This window comes from Reichenbachiella agarivorans (assembly GCF_025502585.1).
Lineage (GTDB): Bacteria > Bacteroidota > Bacteroidia > Cytophagales > Cyclobacteriaceae > Reichenbachiella > Reichenbachiella agarivorans.
Map to the genome: position 1 here is coordinate 1,012,612 of NZ_CP106679.1, position 19,407 is coordinate 1,032,018.

At 42.8% G+C, this 19,407-nt stretch carries 15 protein-coding genes; 12 read left to right on the forward strand and 3 right to left on the reverse strand.

Annotation, left to right across the window (positions count from 1 at the left end):
* Positions 1-24 precede the first annotated feature (24 nt).
* Together N6H18_RS04275 and N6H18_RS04280 are read right to left on the reverse strand one after the other, a co-directional pair.
* Positions 25-1,338, reverse strand: a complete 1,314-nt coding sequence (locus N6H18_RS04275; protein ID WP_262310599.1) for a DUF2851 family protein — start codon at positions 1,336-1,338, stop codon at positions 25-27.
* A gap of 31 nt (positions 1,339-1,369) precedes the next feature.
* Positions 1,370-1,951, reverse strand: a complete 582-nt coding sequence (locus N6H18_RS04280; RefSeq protein ID WP_262310600.1) for an LOG family protein — start codon at positions 1,949-1,951, stop codon at positions 1,370-1,372.
* Between the two features lie 215 nt (positions 1,952-2,166).
* On the opposite strand from N6H18_RS04280, the gene N6H18_RS04285 reads away from it, so the two are divergent.
* From N6H18_RS04285 to N6H18_RS04310, 6 genes are all read left to right on the forward strand, one after another.
* The gene (locus N6H18_RS04285) at positions 2,167-3,960 is read left to right on the forward strand and encodes an ABC transporter ATP-binding protein (protein WP_262310601.1); all 1,794 of its coding nucleotides are present in this window, start codon (positions 2,167-2,169) and stop codon (positions 3,958-3,960) included.
* Between the two features lie 140 nt (positions 3,961-4,100).
* Positions 4,101-5,129: a TerC family protein gene (locus N6H18_RS04290; protein WP_262310602.1), complete on the forward strand. Its 1,029-nt coding sequence runs from the start codon at positions 4,101-4,103 to the stop codon at positions 5,127-5,129.
* 42 nt (positions 5,130-5,171) lie between these two features.
* Positions 5,172-5,654, forward strand: a complete 483-nt coding sequence (locus N6H18_RS04295; RefSeq protein WP_262310603.1) for a hypothetical protein — start codon at positions 5,172-5,174, stop codon at positions 5,652-5,654.
* A 30-nt stretch (positions 5,655-5,684) separates the two neighbouring features.
* Complete coding sequence (locus N6H18_RS04300) at positions 5,685-7,718, forward strand: OmpA family protein (protein ID WP_262310604.1); 2,034 nt, start codon at positions 5,685-5,687, stop codon at positions 7,716-7,718.
* A gap of 206 nt (positions 7,719-7,924) precedes the next feature.
* The gene (locus N6H18_RS04305; RefSeq protein ID WP_262310605.1) at positions 7,925-8,344 is read left to right on the forward strand and encodes a DUF1987 domain-containing protein; all 420 of its coding nucleotides are present in this window, start codon (positions 7,925-7,927) and stop codon (positions 8,342-8,344) included.
* Between the two features lie 500 nt (positions 8,345-8,844).
* A complete protein-coding gene (locus N6H18_RS04310; protein WP_262310606.1) occupies positions 8,845-9,573 on the forward strand; it encodes an immunity 49 family protein in 729 nt (242 codons plus the stop codon).
* Between the two features lie 393 nt (positions 9,574-9,966).
* On the opposite strand, the gene radA is transcribed toward N6H18_RS04310, so the two are convergent.
* Positions 9,967-11,343 (reverse strand): DNA repair protein RadA, encoded by a 1,377-nt coding sequence (gene radA, locus N6H18_RS04315; RefSeq protein ID WP_262310607.1) that lies wholly within the window; start codon positions 11,341-11,343, stop codon positions 9,967-9,969.
* A 219-nt stretch (positions 11,344-11,562) separates the two neighbouring features.
* Between radA and N6H18_RS04320 the strand changes: the two genes are divergently transcribed.
* The 6 genes from N6H18_RS04320 to gpmI all read left to right on the forward strand — a co-directional run bounded on the left by N6H18_RS04320 (position 11,563) and on the right by gpmI (position 19,399).
* Entirely contained in the window at positions 11,563-12,348 is a 786-nt protein-coding gene (locus N6H18_RS04320) for an enoyl-CoA hydratase-related protein (RefSeq protein ID WP_262310608.1), read from the forward strand.
* A 16-nt stretch (positions 12,349-12,364) separates the two neighbouring features.
* Positions 12,365-13,882, forward strand: a complete 1,518-nt coding sequence (locus tag N6H18_RS04325; protein ID WP_262310609.1) for a lipopolysaccharide biosynthesis protein — start codon at positions 12,365-12,367, stop codon at positions 13,880-13,882.
* Between the two features lie 93 nt (positions 13,883-13,975).
* Positions 13,976-15,733 carry a tetratricopeptide repeat protein gene (locus tag N6H18_RS04330; protein ID WP_262310610.1) on the forward strand — a complete coding sequence of 586 codons (1,758 nt, stop codon included), beginning with the start codon at positions 13,976-13,978 and terminating at the stop codon, positions 15,731-15,733.
* Complete coding sequence (locus N6H18_RS04335; RefSeq protein ID WP_262310611.1) at positions 15,726-16,478, forward strand: DUF4292 domain-containing protein; 753 nt, start codon at positions 15,726-15,728, stop codon at positions 16,476-16,478. Before N6H18_RS04330 ends, N6H18_RS04335 begins: the two co-directional genes overlap by 8 nt.
* Positions 16,459-17,664 (forward strand): murein hydrolase activator EnvC family protein, encoded by a 1,206-nt coding sequence (locus N6H18_RS04340; protein ID WP_262310612.1) that lies wholly within the window; start codon positions 16,459-16,461, stop codon positions 17,662-17,664. The genes N6H18_RS04335 and N6H18_RS04340 overlap by 20 nt, the downstream gene beginning before the upstream one ends.
* Positions 17,665-17,878: 214 nt before the next feature.
* Positions 17,879-19,399: a 2,3-bisphosphoglycerate-independent phosphoglycerate mutase gene (gene gpmI, locus N6H18_RS04345; RefSeq protein ID WP_262310613.1), complete on the forward strand. Its 1,521-nt coding sequence runs from the start codon at positions 17,879-17,881 to the stop codon at positions 19,397-19,399.
* Positions 19,400-19,407: the final 8 nt, after the last annotated feature.

The window sequence follows — 19,407 nt, forward strand, 5'->3', positions numbered from 1 at the left end:
AGTATACCAGGATCGTCTGCAATGTCAATCGGAAATGAGCTTGAGCCCAATTTTACAGGAAAGACACTTCTTTTTCAAACAAAACTCATTCTTCAGTTCGAGCAGTGCCTGACTGTCAAAGGCAGTTTTTGCGCTCATCCCCATGTTCTGCCATGCCTCAATGACTCGATTCTTCTCAGCCTTGAGCTGGTGAAGCAAATCCACTGCGCGATCCATATACAACTCATCACCGACATATTGACTATATGCCGCCAACACGGGCGCAACTGTATTGATCAACAGCACATCGATACTTGCAGATCCCAATCCATGATGGGGTCGTGTAGACTTCTTACCAAAATCATAATGCACTTGCCAATACGGAGAAAGCTCCGCTTCAAATAATTGCCTGAGCTCTTTGATAGAAGTATGGTGAAGAATCAAATGAAAAAATTTAGCATGCGCAAAAATGAAAGCTGACAACTCTGCTAGTCTCACGGTAGGGAAATTACCTGGTCGCATGCGGAGAAAATTCCACTCCACCCTTAGCATCTGAAAGTCCCCTGTTCGGTATTTCTTAGACAAATATGCATAACGCTCGGTCAGTTTTTCAGCATATTCATCTAGCCCTGTTTGATCCAAAAATCCTGCTACACCGAATAACAATGCCTCTGTATCCAGCCTGTCTGTCTGCTGTTTGAGCAAAACTTTGTGAGAGAGCACTTCAGCAAGTTTTAGCATCGAGTCTGCGTTCTTCTTAAAGCCAAAACTCTGAGCCACCAACTGATACACAGTCTCTTCCCAAGAACCTTTGTTTCTCTCCAGTCGATCCAAAATCAAAGTCGACTTTCTTCTGAGGCGTTCTATAGCCATCTGATCCAACATAGACAGTTTATCAATGTCTCTCACTTGACTAAATTGGTCTTGGCAAGGAATCTCATGTGGATCATACACCAATTTTTTGTACCGATCAATCAATGCAATTGGCACTCTGTTTTTCAATTCCAAAACGGGCAACACCTCGCCATCTGACCTGTAGCAGTCAACATCATGGTTCCATACTACATGGAGAATTACATTGTTGTACTTCTCATCGAGATGATGGTTGTGATGATTCCAATCCGACGAATTGACATGGATTTCGACACTTCCATGCCATTGGATACCAGCCAAACTCAACTTAGCATTGAGAAAATCTGGCCCTGCATCCGTATTGTGATTTCCAATCTTATATATTTCTATCGGTAGATCTTGTGTAGATCTCAGATCAGCATGATCATATCTCTGGTAGTTCCAGACGAAGTGTAAAAAGGATTCTTGCACAGTAGTAAGCTCTACTCCCAAACCCGCTGCAATCAAATAAACAAAATAATGCGCTACTATGCAAGATCTAGGTAAGACCTAATTTTTGCCTATGGTTGGTTATCTGAGATTGAAAATCAGAAAGTGCCAAGAGCAAATCTTGCACATTATCCTTTACGACAAACAGGTTCATGTTGACTTCTTTAATCAGACCTTCCTTCTTCATTTGTGCAAACAAAGCAATCAAAGCATCATAATACCCAGCAACATTCAATATTCCAATGGGTTTTTGAAGCAAACCCAATTGACTCCAAGTCAGAATTTCCATCAGTTCCTCCAGTGTGCCAAATCCGCCTGGTAAAGCGATAAATCCATCTGCTCGATCAGCCATGATAGTCTTGCGCTCGTGCATCGATTCAGTAATCACGATCTCTGTCAAGCCGCGGTGGGTAATCTCCACCTCATCCAAAAAACGAGGGATCACACCCAATACTTGACCCCCAGCGTCCAAACAAGCATTGGCAACAGCACCCATGAGTCCCAGCGTTGCTCCTCCGTACACCAACGCAATGTCGCCCTCAGCCAATTGCCTACCGAGCAGTTGGGCAGCAGACAAAAACAAGGGATTGTTACCCATCGAAGACCCACAATACACACAAATACTTTTCATCCCTTCATGTTTTAGATTCAGCAAATATACAAAACCACTTCTGTAAGAGACGTGATACCAAGATGCGAGATACAGATCATAAAATGATGGCTCTTGCTTCCTGATTTATTAGTCTCAAATATCATCTTACTATTGACATTAGTTCCAAATAGCAAATAAGGATTGCTCCGTAAATATTAGGGCTTTACTTTTGCGCAAAATTATCTATACACTCAATGGCACGCGAGAAGCTCAAGGAAGAAGACAAAAGAAAGCTTAACAGTGAGAACTTCAAAAAGCTATACAGCATATTCCAATACCTCATCCCCTACAGAACCAAGTTCATCGTCGGGCTGATTTTTTTGGTAGTAGGTAGTTTTCTATTGATGGGATTCCCATATATCGCTGGCAAGCTCATAGATGTCGCTGGTGGTGATCAAAGCTGGTATCTGAAGGACATCAATCAAGTCGCCCTTGCTTTGATGGCCATTTTGTTTTTACAAGGGGTTATTTCCTACTTCAGAGTGTACCTTTTTGCTCAAGTGAGCGAAAATGCCATGGCGGATGTCCGCAATGATCTCTACAAAAGATTGATCCATCTGCCCATCAATTTTTTTGACAAAAATCGAACGGGAGATTTGATGAGTCGAATCACATCAGATGTGAGCATGTTGCAAACTACGTTTTCCACTACACTTGCTGAGTTGATCCGCCAAGTCGTCACATTGGTTGTCGGACTCACAGCTATCTTCATCACCACACCGGCACTCAGTGTATTTATGCTTTGCGTGTTGCCTGTATTGATTGTGGCGGCTATGATTTTTGGAAAGAAGATCAGAGTCTTATCTAGAAAATCTCAAGATGAGTTGGCAATCTCCTCCACCATTGCTGAAGAGACTTTTCAATCCATCTTAGCTGTCAAATCTTTTACTAACGAAACCTTCGAAAACAGACGCTTCTCGGCAGCTCAAAGCAGAGTAGCCAGTACAGCTATCGGAGCAGCCAAATACAGGGCTGCTTTTATATCCTTCATCATTTTTGCTCTCTTTGGGGCGATGGTTGCTATCATCTGGTATGGTGCATTATTAATGCAACGTGGGGAAATGAGCATTGGTGATTTGATTTCGTTCGTACTATATACTGCTTTTATTGGTGGTTCTATCGCGGGACTGGGTGATTTGTTTGGACAATTGCAAAGAGCCATCGGTGCATCCGAGCGGATTTTGGAGATTCAACAAGAAGACACCGAGCATGAGGAAGTGGTCGTATCAACTCAACCAGTGGATAATGTGCTCGGGAATATCTCTTTCGAAAATGTGACCTTCTCCTATGAAAGCCGAAAAGACATCAAAGTTCTCAATCAACTTTCGCTCAACATACAATCAGGAGAAAAAGTAGCCATCGTGGGCAAAAGTGGTGCTGGCAAGACAACCATTGCTCAGCTACTCATGAGGCTCTACAAAGGTTATGAAGGAGCGATCAAAATTGACAACAAGGAAATTGGCACTTATGACCTTGCTCAACTCAGAGCAAGTATTGGAATCGTGCCACAAGAGATTATTCTGTTTGGCGGAAGTATCCGTGAAAACATCGCCTATGGCAATCCATTAGCAACCGAAGAGGAAATAATCGCTGCAGCAAAAAAAGCCCACGCCATCGAGTTCATCGACTCATTCCCAGAGGGTCTCGACACATTGGTAGGCGAACGAGGCATCAAACTATCAGGAGGTCAACGCCAGCGCATCGCCATAGCCAGAACCATCCTCAAGAACCCTGCGATCCTTATCCTAGATGAGGCGACTAGCTCTTTGGACGCAGAGTCAGAAAACCAAGTACAGCAGGCTTTCAATGAACTGATGAAGAACAGAACCACTTTGATCATCGCGCACAGACTAGCGACCATCAAATCGGTAGACAATATTTTTGTTTTGGAGAATGGAAGTATCAAAGAATCAGGCAATCACGACGAATTGCTTGGTAGAACAAATAGCACCTACAATCACTTGGTTAATTTACAGTTGGTCGAATAAATCGTAGTGTTAAACCCCTGAAAATAAGCACTGATCTAAAGCAATCAAAAGTGTTTGTTGAATATATACGTAATGTGCTATATTATGGCTTTCTTTGTGGCACTGACAATTTGAAATTGCGTTATTAACGACTTTACTGAATGAACCTAATATTTACGAATCTCTTTTCTGGAACCAACGAACTATTATTGTTTGGTCTTTTTGGAATTGTTATCATACTGTTCCTAGTCGTCGATTTAGGGCTGGTTCACAAAGGGCCAAAAAAAATCAGTCAAAAAGACGCGCTGCTGCAGACAATTTTTTGGATATTCATATCCACAGTCTTTGGAGCAATGATCTACTTCTTCGGTGGCGGCACAGAAGATGCCTTAGAGTTCTTCTCGGCTTATGTGACCGAAAAGGCACTCTCTGTTGACAACATATTTGTCATTCTTCTCATTCTTCGCTATTTCAAAGTCAAAGACGAATACTACCACGACATCCTGTTTTGGGGTATCCTAGGTGCCATTGTGTTCAGAGCGATCTTTATTTTCCTTGGCGCATTGCTCATTGGTGAGTTCCATTGGATTCTGTACATATTTGGTGTTTTCCTTATCTACTCAGGCATCAAGATCTTCAACGAAGATGAAGAAATGGATATCGAGCCTGAAAAGAACCTCGTGGCAAAATGGGCAAGAAAATTTTTACCTATTTCGAAAGAAGAAAAAGGAGGAAAGTTCTTTTTCAGAGAAAATGGTAAGTTTTGGTTTACGCCCCTGTTTTTGGTCATCATTTTGATCGAAACCACTGATTTGATCTTTGCCGTGGATTCTATACCTGCAGCATTTGCTATCAGCCAAAACGAATTCATCATCTATACATCCAACATATTTGCAGTCATGGGTCTGAGAGCCATGTTCTTTTTATTGGCCAATGTTTTGGACAAATTTTACCTCTTGCAAAAGGGACTTTCTATTGTCTTGATATTCATTGGAGCCAAAATGCTCTTAGAATGGGATTTGATCCAAAGCGGATTCCAGTACATTGGACTGGGTCATGTTCACATTCCTGTCATCTGGTCATTTGTGGTGATTATTTTGGCATTGACACTTTCAATTGTCTTGTCTGTCATATTCCCTCAAGCCCCAGAACCTGCCGAGCCTATTGAAACTACTGAAAACAAAGCGTAGCTTTTTTTTCGTTTTTCCGTAAGTCTATAAAAAGTTAGCATTATGATCGTTCCTTTTGATGACATGCCAGACTCAGCCAGAGTCTGGATCTATCAAGCCAGCAAAGAATTAGACACGCAAGATATAGACTTGATTCAGCAAGCTGCCGAGCCATTCCTGAACAGCTGGGCTGCACATGGTGCTGCACTAAAAAGCGCCTTCAAAGTACTACACAACAAGTTTCTTATCATCACAGTAGATGAATCCTTCAATCAAGCTAGTGGTTGTTCTATAGATGCCTCAGTGGGCTTGGTCAAAAAACTAGAACAAACTCTCCATACAACTTTCTTTGACAGAACCAAAGTCTGCTTCATGGTTGGCGATGAAATATTTGAGAGTCCACTCACAGAACTGAAATCTTTGATTCAACAGGGGAAAATCACAAAAAATACGCTTACTTTCAACAACCTAGTGCCAAACATCAAGGAAATGAAAGAAGGATGGATGGTGCCAGCTCAAGACACCTGGATCAATAGGTATTTCTAAGCTCCGTTTGATTGATTAGATTACAGTTGGATGAAAAACATAAATCGATACCTTGGACTTATCGCATGGGTTTTTTGGATTGGATGTAGCCCTCTCAAAAAAGCCAACAAGAGCTTTGAAGCTGGCGAATACAGCACCGCCATTCACCAATACCAAAAGGCACTGAAGAAGGATGACCCTGTATCCAACTATGCCCTAGCAGAAGCCTACCGACATTCCAACCAGCTCAAAAAAGCAGAGCCCTACTACAAGGCAGCCATAGACAACCATACAAATGAGGAAAGGGCCTACTATTATTATGCGCTGGCACTGAAAACCAATCACAAGGAAGAAGAAGCAAAAAGGGTACTCAATACCTACCTATCCAAAGAAGACACGGACGAAGATGTTGTTCTTTGGGCACAAAGAGAACTTGACAACCTCAACAAAATCGATGAGGTGAGAGCACAGGTGAGTTATTTCAGAGTAAAAAACCTAGATGCGCTCAACACCGAGTATGCGGAATACTCTCCCGTGTACAATGATGGTTATCTGTACTTCACCTCCAATCGTGATGGAGGAAAAACCTACAAAGGAACAGGTACGCCCTTCACAGACATCTACAGAGTCCGCAGCAAGGGAGCAAAGGTAGAGCTCAACACACTTCAAATGCTGGATGAGAACATCAATGATCCGGATATCAACGAAGGATCAATTACCATGTCTGACAATGGTCAAACGGTGATTTTTGCCAAAGCCAACAACGGAAAAGCCAGTGGCACCAATGAAGTCAATCTCTATTTTACACGCTACAGAAATGGTCAATGGAGTGCTGCAAGGCCCCTCTCTATCAACGGGAGAGATTCATGGGACTCTACTCCTGCACTCAGCCCAGATGGCACAACCCTATATTTTTCTTCGAATCGAGAAGGTGGGTATGGTGGTCTAGATATCTATGTAGCCAAGCTTAACCGAAGAGGTAGATGGGTAGATGTACGAAATATGGGACCAAGTGTCAATACACCAGGCAACGAGCTGTTTCCTTATGTAGGAGGAACGGGCATGCTCTACTTCGCATCGGATGGGCATCCAGGATTTGGGGGACTTGATTTGTTTCAAGCCACCAGAAATGCTGGAGCAGAGGTGATAGAAAATTTGGGAGAACCCATCAACTCAGCTGCCGATGATTTTGGTCTGTATCTATTCAACCCATCCAGAGGTTTTTTTACCTCCAATCGGCAAGGTGGCATGGGAGATGACGACATCTACACCTTCGTCAATGATGACCCTGATCTCAAAATTGTCAATTACTACCTGTCTGGCAGGACACTTACTCCCGATGACCAAGACCAACTCGTCCCCTTGTCCAATACCAAAGTGGTATTGGTAGATGAAGAAGACGGCATCATAGATGAGGTTTTCACCAAAGTAGATGGGAAATACAAATTCCGTGTTTTCCCAGAGGAAAACTACTATCTCATCGCTGAAAAAGATGATTACTTCACCACAAGAATAGACTTTTCAACCATTGGAAAGTCCCTAGACAAGGCTACCCTTACCGAAATGGTGACTGATGTAAACTTTGAAATAGACCTGCCTTTGGATCAAATCGTCATCCAGAAGCCCATTGTGCTCAACAACATCTACTATGACCTAGACAAGGCTGACATCAAACCTGAGGCCGCCAAAGAATTGGACAAACTAGTAACCATCATGAAGGACAACCCTGAAATCACGATCGAACTCAGTTCGCACACCGACATCAGAGCTGATGATGAGTACAACCTCAAACTATCACAAAGAAGAGCAGAATCAGCCGTCAATTACATCATCTCACAGGGGATTGACAAAAAGCGACTCATTGCCAAAGGCTATGGAGAAACCAAAGTCATCATCGTCAATGCAGATACCGAGCTAGAACATCAGCAAAACCGTCGTACAGAATTTAAAGTCACCAAGTATGACCGCAGAAAGACCAACGATGATGAAGGAGAGATAGAAGGAGAAGAAGTCCAAAAGGATCCAAACGCTGACGATGACACAGATAGATTCTTTTCTGACCTGGACGAAGACACAGAAAACTAAAGCCCCTTTATAGGAATATTTCCTAGTCAGGAGCTACTATAGCGTAGCAAATGCATATTTAAAAAGCTGTTTTAATGATATAATCAGCTAAAAATCAAAAATATTAGATACATTCTATCTCATTTCACATTTAAGAGATTCCTGTATTTTTTATGTGCTAATATTTTTTCATTTTTGATTATTACGAAATATAGATAAAGTTCACCATGAAAGGATTTTTTATAAGAGCGACGCGTATCACACCTTCCATTTACTTCAATCCTCAAAAAGGATTACTTGACATCAGAGGAAAATCAAGCCCAGAAAATCCATTGGCCTTCTACAAGCACATTCATGAGAGCATCGATGCTTTTGGCAATGCGGATACGCCGTCTTTGACCCTCAACATCGCCTACGAATATTTTAACACCAGTTCGTCCAAGTGCATTTACATTTTGTTCAAGAAAGTAAATGACCTGAGAATAGACCGAGGTAAAACCATCAAAGTAAACTGGTATTTTGAAGAAGGAGACGAAGACATGCAAGAGGCTGGAGAAGACTTGAGCTCATTCTTCAACTACGAATTCAATTACGTCGAGATTCCAGAAATCCACGTTTTGGGTGAGATGAAGGAAGAAGAAAAATAAGCGCGCAAAGCACGAAACAAAAAGACCGCTGAGAATAGCTCTCAGCGGTCTTTTTGTTTTTAATTACAAATTCTATGATAGCAGTAGAAAATGATATAAAAGGTGTAGTTACAAACTACACCTAGGTGGGCCAACTATGGACACATGAAAATCATGCCATAGAGATGAATAGCAATGACAAATGGAACAGTCGAATTGATTATATTCATGATAATCCAGTAAGAGCAGGATGGGTTGAAAGTCCTTCCGATTATCTTTACAGTAGTGCAAGAAATTATACCGGACAGCAAGGACTATTAGCTGTAGAAATGATATAAAGGTGTAGTGAATACTACACCTAGAGGGGAGAATGAGAGCCAGTGATAACCCAAGAATTAGTGAATTAGGTGATATTTTGTTTAGAAATCTAATCTAACATAGAAGGTTATGTAATGACAATTGATAAGATCTAAAACAAGTTATTTTTATGAAACTAGATATATTTTAGTATTATGGTTAAAATGTCTCTTGAACGTGCAATAGAACAATCCAAAAGCGATGAGTCGTTTCTACTAGAGAAAGTGATTATTCCAAAAGAAAAACTATCATTCGTCCTTTCCCTAAAATCAGTAAACGAATACTTTTTTCTTGGAAAGGCCTTTATTGAAAATGACATTCAGGGCAGTAAAGCGTACTTATACAAAATGGGGATGGTGAATTCCTACTATTCCGAAATTGGCAGCAGGGATATTTTTGAGGTTGTCAATACCTTCACTTTTCCCATACTGAGCGATAGCTCGACCCTGATCAGCAGGTACCTGACTTATGAACCTATACAATACTTTGACGCCTTTTCCACATTTTTTGGCCAGGCAGTGCAGTCTGTCATGAAGAAAGATAACCTAAGTCTTGAAAGGAGCATTCTTGGTTTAGAGAAACATAGCAAGGGTGGCTGGGAGAAGAACTTTGAAGGTATGGTAACTGCTTTCAAAGGAATACTGAATAAGGATAAAGACAAAGTGGAGCAAGGCATTTATGAACTACTAGGTAAGCACGATAATCAAGGACATCCTCCAATCACCAAGGAATATATCAATTATGAAGCTACTACAATAGCTAAATTAGCACTCCAAGCTGGGATCAATATCGAAGTTGATCATTCGCTAGTACCAAAAGGGTTGCTACAAGTCAATGAATTGGAGAATTATAAAGGGTATCCGTTTTTCGATGAGCTACCCAATATCGAGTAGCCCCCACTGAGAGTAGAATAGAAAATCACTAGGCGTAGTATTCACTACGCCTTCTTCTCATTGGGGCAGAAAGCAGCATTTCTCTCCTCCGGCGGACACGTGTAAATGCATTTTTCATTAAAGGTACTATCTTGTTTAGCAGCATTAAAACCTTAGCAATATGGTGGGATCAGCTTATCCAATCAGAGATCAGGAAGCTGCATTTTACCTTTCAGGTAGTAAATGGCTAGGACTCTCAGCAGTAGAAATGATATAATAAAAGGTGTAGTTACAACCTAGATCACTTGCCACGCTGAGGTTCTCTCCTTGTCACTCTGAGGTTCTCGAAGAATAGACAAGCAGTACCGAAGCATCAGACAGGATGGGAGGCTCCTCTGGTCGTAATATCCTCTCCTAACTCGACAATTGCTTGAAGACCTCTACGATGTTGGAGACTAAGTGAATCTTGATTTTGTATTTGGAGAAATCAAGGCCCTTCTTGTTGACTGTGGAAATATAAATCTCTGAGAAGCCCAATTTCTCCGCTTCTGAGATACGGTTTTCTATCCTGTTGACCGCTCTGACTTCTCCACCGAGACCTACCTCGCCAGCAAAACAAATGTCAGAAGACACCACCTGATCCTCATGCGAAGAGACCACCGCCACACAGATACTCAGATCCAGTGCCGGATCATCTATTTTCAACCCCCCAGCGATGTTGAGGAAGACATCTTGGTTGCCCAATCTCAACCCTCCGCGCTTTTCTAACACTGCCAGCAGCATATTGAGGCGCTTGGCGTCATAACCTGTCGTCGAGCGCTGTGGCGTGCCATAGGCCGAGGTACTCACCAAAGCCTGCGTCTCGATCAGCAAAGGTCGATTGCCCTCTATGGATGCACCGATAGACACCCCACTCAACGCATTGTCTTTGTTAGAGATCAATATCTCAGAGGGGTTGGTGACTTGTCGCATGCCTGTACCGAGCATCTCGTAGATTCCGATCTCTGAGGTAGAGCCAAAACGGTTCTTAATCGTGCGTAGGATGCGGTAGCTCAGGTGTCGATCCCCCTCGAACTGCAACACCGTATCCACCATATGCTCCAAAACCTTGGGTCCCGCAATGGTGCCTTCCTTGGTGATATGACCTATCAGGAAAACAGGCACGCCTGTCGATTTGGCAAACTGCAAGAGTTCAACTGTACACTCTCGCACCTGACTGACACTGCCTGCCGAACTTTCGATTTTAGCACTGTACAAAGTTTGTATCGAATCTACGATCAAGATGTCTGGTTCCACTTGATGCACTTGTTGGAAAATCTGACTGACAGAGGTCTCCGCCAGCAAATAGCAGTTGTCCGATGACAAGGGCAGCATTCTTTCTGCTCTCATCTTGATCTGCTGCGGGCTTTCCTCTCCAGACACATAGAGTATCTTTTGATCATTCATCATCAGTGCCATTTGCAAAAACAAAGTGGATTTGCCAATACCAGGTTCACCCCCGATCAACACCAGGGATCCTGCGACGATCCCTCCGCCCAGTACTCTGTTGAGCTCTATATCATGGGTATCGATTCGTTCGCTCTTTTCCGATTGGACTTCTTTGATTTTGACTGGGCGGTTGGGGATTGCTTTGGCATCCCGATCCGTCCATATCTTGCTGTTTTTCTCCGATGACTCCACCAATTCCTCCACATAGGAATTCCACTCACCACAACTGGCACATTTGCCTACCCACTTAGGAGACTGTGCTCCACAATTCTGACAGAAAAAAACTGTTTTTGATTTGGCCATAAAAACTCACTTCTAATAGGCGCAAATTACATCGAATCCTCATCAAATACCGATCAGGATTTGATTTTTGAGCTTGATCGTACAAACTCCAACCAGTCCTCTCCATGGCAAAAACCACAGTACAGTTCCTGCATCGGTAACCACTGGCTAGGATAAACGTTCCATAACTAGTAATTATAAATCCCTTTAAATAGATTTGACTTGACCTTTTTTACAAAAATGGAAGAACTAAAAAATCTACTACTCGAAAAAAAAGATGGCATTCTAGTCATCACGATCAATCGAGAAAGTGCACTCAATGCACTCAATGAGCAAACGCTCAACGAATTGGATCAAGTATTTCAAGAAACAGATGTGGACAAAGATGTCAAAGGAGTCATCATCACAGGGGCTGGAGACAAGGCCTTTGTGGCTGGTGCAGACATCAAAGAACTGGCATTGGTTACAGAAGTCAATGGTCGCAGCATGGCAGAAAAAGGTCAAGAACTATTTGATAGAATCGAACGGCTATCCAAGCCAGTGATTGCTGCTGTCAATGGATTTGCTCTGGGTGGTGGTTGTGAATTGGCGATGGCTTGTCATATCAGAATCGCAACGTCCTCTGCCAAATTTGGGCAACCCGAGATCAATTTGGGCATCATTCCTGGGTATGGAGGAACGCAACGCCTGACCCAGTTGATAGGAAAAGGCAAAGCCATGGAATTGCTGATGACCGCAGACATGATCGATGCAGCAGAAGCGCTACATCTGCGTCTGGTCAACTATGTTTTTGATAGCAAAGAAGCCGTCTTGGAAAAAGCATTTGAGATTCTGGACAAAATAAAAACCAAAGCACCCATCGCCATTGGTCTGTTGATAGACAGTGTCAATGCGGTGCATACCACAGGAGAAAACGGCTACCAAACAGAAGCCAACGCCTTTGGCAGATGTTGCGGAACCGAAGACTTTTTGGAAGGAACTACGGCTTTCATCGAAAAGCGCAAGCCAAATTTTCAAGGCAAATAATCCAAAATACGATTAAATGGCAGGGCTAAGAGGGTTGGCAGGGGACACTATGTGGTATGGGTTAAGTAGTATTGTTGGTCGGCTGATCAACTACCTGCTAGTACCACTGTATACAGCCGTCTTTGCACTAGGAGAGTATGGAATCGTCACGGAACTCTACGCCTACATTGGCTTTTTCTACGTGATTTATACCTATGGGATGGAAACGGCCTATTTCCGTTTCGCCACCAAAGGAGAAGATGAAAAATCCATCTTCAATACCAGTTTTAGTGCCATATTGACCAGTAGCTTCTTGTTTTCTGTCATCTTAGTGATTTTCTCCTCGGACATAGCTGCTATTCTCGGGTATGAAGGCAAAGAAGTCGTGATCTACTGGCTGGCTGCCATCATTGCCATTGACGCCATCGTATCGATACCTTATGCTCGACTCAGACTACAGAAGAAAGCCAAAAAGTTTGCCTTCATCAAGCTCTTTCAGGTGATCCTGATCATAGTGCTCAACTTATTTTTTTACCTCCTCTGTTACAAAATCTACCAAGGAGTTTGGTTTCCAGAAGCCAAAAGCATTGTTGACTCTTTCTTTGACGAGGAGTTCAAAGTAAAATACGTATTCCTCTCCAACATGGTAGCCAATGCCCTGGTTCTTGTCTTGCTGAGCAAAGAGTTGAAAGATTTCAATTTCACGCTCAAATTCGACCAACTCAAACCCTTGTTGGCATATGCCTTGCCATTGCTGATCATGGGGCTCGCTGGGATCACCAACGAAATGCTGTCCAGAGCGCTGCTCAAAGAGTGGCTGCCAGACAATTTCTATCCCGGACAATCTAGCCTTGCCGCCTTAGGAGTATTCGGAGCCTGCTACAAACTTTCGGTGTTCATGCTTTTGGGCATTCAAGCCTTTCGCTACGCTGCAGAGCCTTTCTTTTTTTCAGAAGCCAGCAACAAAAACTCTCCTGTACTGTTTGCCAAAATCATGTCGGGCTTCATTGCACTCAATGCGATCGTATTCATGGCGGTGTCTGTCAATCTGGAACCCATCGGCATGGTATTCTTGCGCAACCCTGAATACCGAGAAGGCCTGTATATCGTGCCGTTTTTGTTGCTCGGCTACTTGTTTCATGGGATCTATTACAACCTCTCTGTATGGTACAAAATCACGGATCAAACCAAATATGGTGCTATAATCACAGGTTTTGGTGCTGTGATGACTGTAGTACTCAACTACATTTTGATCCCTATCATGGGCTACTTCGGCAGTGCACTTGCTACCTTGTTGACCTTTTTTGTCATGACGGTAATCAATTTTGTGTTGGGCCAAAAACATTTTCCAGTGCCCTATGATGTAGCCAAAGCTGCTGAATATTTATTGGTCTCCTCTGTAGCAGTTTGGTTGCTGTTCAATCTGGACGCTGGACACTGGGCACTCAATTTTCTGATCAAAAATGCATCTGTGCTTTTGTTCGTCACGTACATTTATCTCAGGGAGCGAAAGCACCTTGCAGGCAGAATAATTTTCGGATATAAGCTCCCATGAGTAAGCAATCTCCCAAAATGCGCTATAAAGGCATCAAAATTGATAAGTAACTCTTCTTTTTAGTTAATTTTGTTTTTCGTTCAAATCGACACAATGATTTCTTTATCAAACACTTCTATTCTTCCAAGGGTCTGCGTCATCGCACTGACCATGCTTTTTGTTGTTGAAGCGAACTATGCACAAAACAAAAACCGCAAAAAAGACAAGGGCAAACAAGCCTCAGTTGTATTGAGCGAAGAGAAGCAGACGGAACTTGAGCATTATTTCATGGAGGGAGAAAAGTGTTTCATTCTCAAGGATTTTTCTAAGTCCATCACCTACTTCGAACGTGTCTTGGAGATAGATCCATACAATGCAACGGCTAGTTACAAGATTGCACAAATCTACAATGACAAGGGAGAAGCAATCAAAGCCCTTCCGTTTGCCAAGGACGCCAAAAACCTGGCTCCTGACAACAAGTTCTACTACTTGCTCCTAGCCAATGTACAAACCAGTCTGGGAGAACTAGATCAAGCAGAAGTCACTTACCAAGAGTTGGTCAACAAAGTACCTGGGACAGAAAATTATTTGTTTGACTTGGCGGCATTGCAAATCTACCAGCAGAAATACCCACAAGCCATCAAAACCTACGAACAAGCACAACTGCTATTAGGGCCCATGGAAGAGATTTCTCTACAAAAACAACACGTTTACCTCAAAGAAAATCAACTCGATCAGGCCATCAAAGAAGGCTATGAACTGATGCGGCTCAACCCTGACGAAAAATCATATGTCATGACACAAGCAAGAATCATGATATCAAATGAAAGACTAGAAGAGGCAGAAAAATTCCTCGAAGAACAAATCAAACTCGATCCAAAAAATGATGAATTGGCTATCATGCTTTCTGAAGTCTACCGCAAAGATGGCGAAGTAGTGAAAGCATTGAAAACCTTGCAAATCCCCTTCGAAAGCACGACAGTAGATGTGACAGCAAAGATCCGAACACTCGCTGGCTACCTTGGCATGTTGCCCAACGAAGAGCTCAACGAACCATTGCTGGCGCTTGCCGTGACACTCGTAAAGACCCATCCAGATTCATACCAGGCACTCGCGATGACTGGTGACCTCTACTACAACCTAGGAAAACTGGAAGATGCCCGAAAATACTACTTGATGACCATCAAAGTAGATGGATCCAACTTTGGTGTGTGGCAAAACATCCTCAACCTGGACATGGATTTGCAAGACTATGCAGCTGTCATCAGTCATACCAATCAGGCACTGGAGATGTTTCCCAACCAAGCCTCACTCTATTACTACAATGGGACAGCTCATCTCATCAACAAGGATTACGAAGGTGCGATCAAGGCTTTCAACGCTGGCAAAGCTTATGCATCTCGTGATGCCAACATGAACAGCCTGTTCTACGGACAATTGGGTGACGCATACAACAGCATAGGAGATCATAGCAAGTCAGACGAAGCTTACGAACTGGCTCTCAAATCAAAACCAGACAATGATCACGTCCTCAACAACTACAGTTATTTCCTGTCATTAAGGAAAAAAGACTTAGAAAAAGCAAAGTCTATGTCTTCTAAACTGGTCAAAGATTATCCACAAAACCCTACCTACCTAGACACCCATGCATGGGTACTCTACATGATGGAAGACTATGCTGGTGCCGTAGAATACCTCAAAGAGGCCATCAAATATGATGCAAGTGCCGTGATCATCGAACACTACGGTGATGCCTTGTTTCAATTAGGAAAAATAGAAGAAGCAGTCATCCAATGGAAAAAGGCACGAGATTTGAATGGTGACAGTACCACACTGGATAAAAAAATCGCGGATCGACAACTTTATGAATAAATTAATCTTGTGCATCATCGGCACTATACTTCTATCTTCTTGCAACAAGAGCTTTACGTTGTTCAATAGCAACTCCGAACGCTACCACCTCAATGATCTCAAGTACGACAACATTGCGATCAAATCTAAAGTAAAATACGATGGAGATGACCAAGTCAAGGTCATAGCAAATATTCGGATGAAAAAAGACAGTGCCGTTTGGTTTTCGCTGTCTCCAGGCCTTGGTATCGAAGCAGCCAGAGGTCTGATCAACAAAGATTCTATCATTCTCATCGATAAAATCAACAAAGAATACGCGATCCGCAGCTTACACAACATGTTCAAAGGCTTCAACTTTGATTTTGAAATCGGAATGATCGAGTCCATGATAGTCGGCAACCTGGTATGGCCCATTACCAACAGAGACCATATCGAAAAAAGAACGGGCTTTTTCGTCGCGGTACAAGAAAAAGGAGACCTCCGTCTGACGAGTTTCATTGGCTCCAAATCCATGAAACTGGAGCGACTGCTCGCCGAAAGCATCAGCAGCAACAACAAATTGACCGCTACATTCTCCGACTTTGAGCAAATCGACCATGCAGTCTATCCCAAAGAAATTACCTTTGACGCGAGCTACTATGACACCAAGTATAAGAAGCAAAAAAGTGCTAATATTACCATGAGTCACAACAAAGTAGAAATTGACAAAAAGAACTACAACCTTTCGATCAGTATTCCATCCAAATATGAGCTCAAGAACATTTAATTGGTGTCTTGTCGGCCTATTGCTACTGGTTTCTACACAGAGCTTCTCTCAGAAAAGCAAAGCACAGCTAGAGAAAGAGAAGCAGGAGAACCTCAAAAAAATCAGTGAAACTGAAAAAATCCTGAAAGAAACCGCTTCGGAAAAGACCTCTTCGCTAGGTCAGCTGAAAGCGATCAATCACCAAATTGACGTGAGTGAAGATTTGATCAAAGGGATCAACAAAGAAATCTCCATGCTCAATGGAGAAATCGGTGATCTCACCATAGTGACCAAGGCCATGGAATCCGATCTGGCACAGCTCAAAGAGGAATATGCTGACATGATCTACAACGCCTACAAAGCCAACCATGGTTATAGCCAGATTACATTTTTGTTCTCCGCCAAAACATTCAATCAGCTCTTCTTGAGATTGAAGTACCTAGAACAGTACTCCAATGCACGAAAAAGACAAGTCGCCCAAATCGAAAAAGTCCGTGATGCGCTCAACGGACAAAAATCTAGTTTGCTGCGTAAAAAGGAAGAACAGAACAAACTGTTGAACTCCAAGATCAAGGAAAACAAAAACCTCAATACCCTAAAAGGCAAACAAAACAACCTGATTCAAGATCTAAGCAAAAAGGAAAAAGAGTTAAAAAGAGAACTAACAGAGCGCAAAAAATCCATTGAGCAATTGGACAAGGTCATTGCTGACATCATCAAAAAGGAAATCGAAAAATCCAATGCTGGCAAAGCTGCCAACACGATCGCACTGACCGCAGAGGGTGCTGTGGTGTCGGCCTCTTTCGAGGAAAATAAGAACAAACTACCTTGGCCAGTCACTTCAGGATTCGTATCCGAAAAATTCGGAAAGCACCCACACCCTGTCTTGAAAAATATCATCGTAGAAAATCAAGGTGTGGACATCCAAACACAAAAAGACGCCAGTGTCAATGCCGTATTCACTGGTACAGTGGCTACCACAGCTTTTGTCCCTGGTATGAATAGCGTAGTTATCATCCAGCATGGTGACTACTATACACTCTATGCCAAATTGAAAACAGTCAACGTCAAAAAAGGACAGGTCGTCAACGCCAAACAAAATATCGGTACGGTGTTTACCAACAAAGACGGTATCTCAGAGTTGCAATTCCAAGTGTGGAAAAACAATGTGAAGCTCGATCCAGAGAAGTGGTTGCAGATTAAGTAAGGTTGGTTTCAAATAACCACGAGACAAGATTAAAGAACCAAGACGCTAGATTTTAGACGCTAGACCGTAGACATACCATCTTGATTCTCATATCTTGACTTTTGAATCAAGCAATTCTCAATAAGTACTTTAATCTGTAAGAGCTGCTCAAAATCATGCGCTCTTTTAGTGTATAAACCTTCGATTCAAAGTTGGCACAATCTATATTTGCTATATGAACAAGAAGGTAATATTAATGATATTGGACGGCTGGGGAATAGGTACAAATCCCGAGGTGTCAGCGATCAACAGTGCGAAAACGCCATTTATCGATTCCATGTACAGCAAATATGCCAATAGCCGATTGGAGGCTTCTGGTTTAGCAGTGGGACTGCCCGAAGGTCAAATGGGCAACTCTGAGGTAGGCCACATGAACATCGGTGCTGGACGTGTCGTCTATCAAGATTTGGTCAGACTCAACAAAGCTGCAGAAGATGGCTCATTGGCACAAAACGAAACATTGTTGGAGGCATTTGATTACGCCAAGAAAAATAACAAAGCGGTACATTTTATCGGACTGGTATCAGATGGTGGGATTCACGCCCATATCAACCACATCAAAGCACTCTGTGACGGAGCAGCGGCACAAAAGTTGACCAATGTATTTGTTCATGCCTTCACTGATGGCAGAGATACCGACCCCAAGAGTGGCAAAGCATACCTCACTGATCTACAAAACCACCTAAACAAAACCACTGGCCAGATTGCCTCAGTAACAGGTCGATACTATGCGATGGACAGAGACAAACGTTGGGAACGTGTAAAGTTAGCCTATGATGCCATGGTCAATGGTGTGGGAGAGAAAACTACCGACGTACTCGCAACCATGGATGCGTCTTATGCCAAAGATGTGACCGATGAGTTCATCATGCCTATTGTCAAAACTGATGATGCTGGCAACCCTGTAGGTGTCATCAAAGAAGACGATGTGGTCATCTGCTTCAACTTCCGTACAGACCGAGGACGTCAGATTACGGAGGCCTTGACCCAGAAAGATTTCCCAGAAGTGGGAATGAAAAAACTGAAATTAAAATACTATACATTGACCAACTACGACAACACCTTTGAAGGTGTGACGGTCATGTATGACAAAGACAACCTCCAAAACACCTTGGGCGAAGTATTGTCCAAAGCTGGCAAAAAACAAATCAGAATCGCTGAGACTGAAAAGTATCCTCACGTGACCTTCTTCTTTTCAGGAGGTAGAGAGCAACCATTCGAAGGAGAAAGCAGACTCCTGTGTCCTTCGCCAAAAGTGGCTACCTACGATCTACAACCAGAAATGAGCGCTGGGGACATCCGAGACAAAATCAACGTAGAGTTGAAAAAGCAAGAGGCAGATTTCGTTTGTCTCAACTTTGCCAACCCAGATATGGTAGGTCACACTGGCGTGTTTGAGGCAGCTGTCAAAGCCTGCGAAACTGTAGATGCATGTGCTCAATCTGTAGTAGAGACTGCTGTTGACAATGGCTACTCTGTCATTATCATTGCTGACCATGGCAACTCAGACATCATGGTCAACCCTGACGGTTCACCCAACACAGCTCATACGACCAATTTGGTTCCTTGCATCTTTGTAGACAAAGACATCAAAGCTCCTGTAAAAGATGGCAAACTGGGTGATTTGGCTCCCACTATCTTGACCATGATAGGTGTAGATATCCCGAAAGAGATGTCTGGTGATGTGTTGATCTAATCAGGATA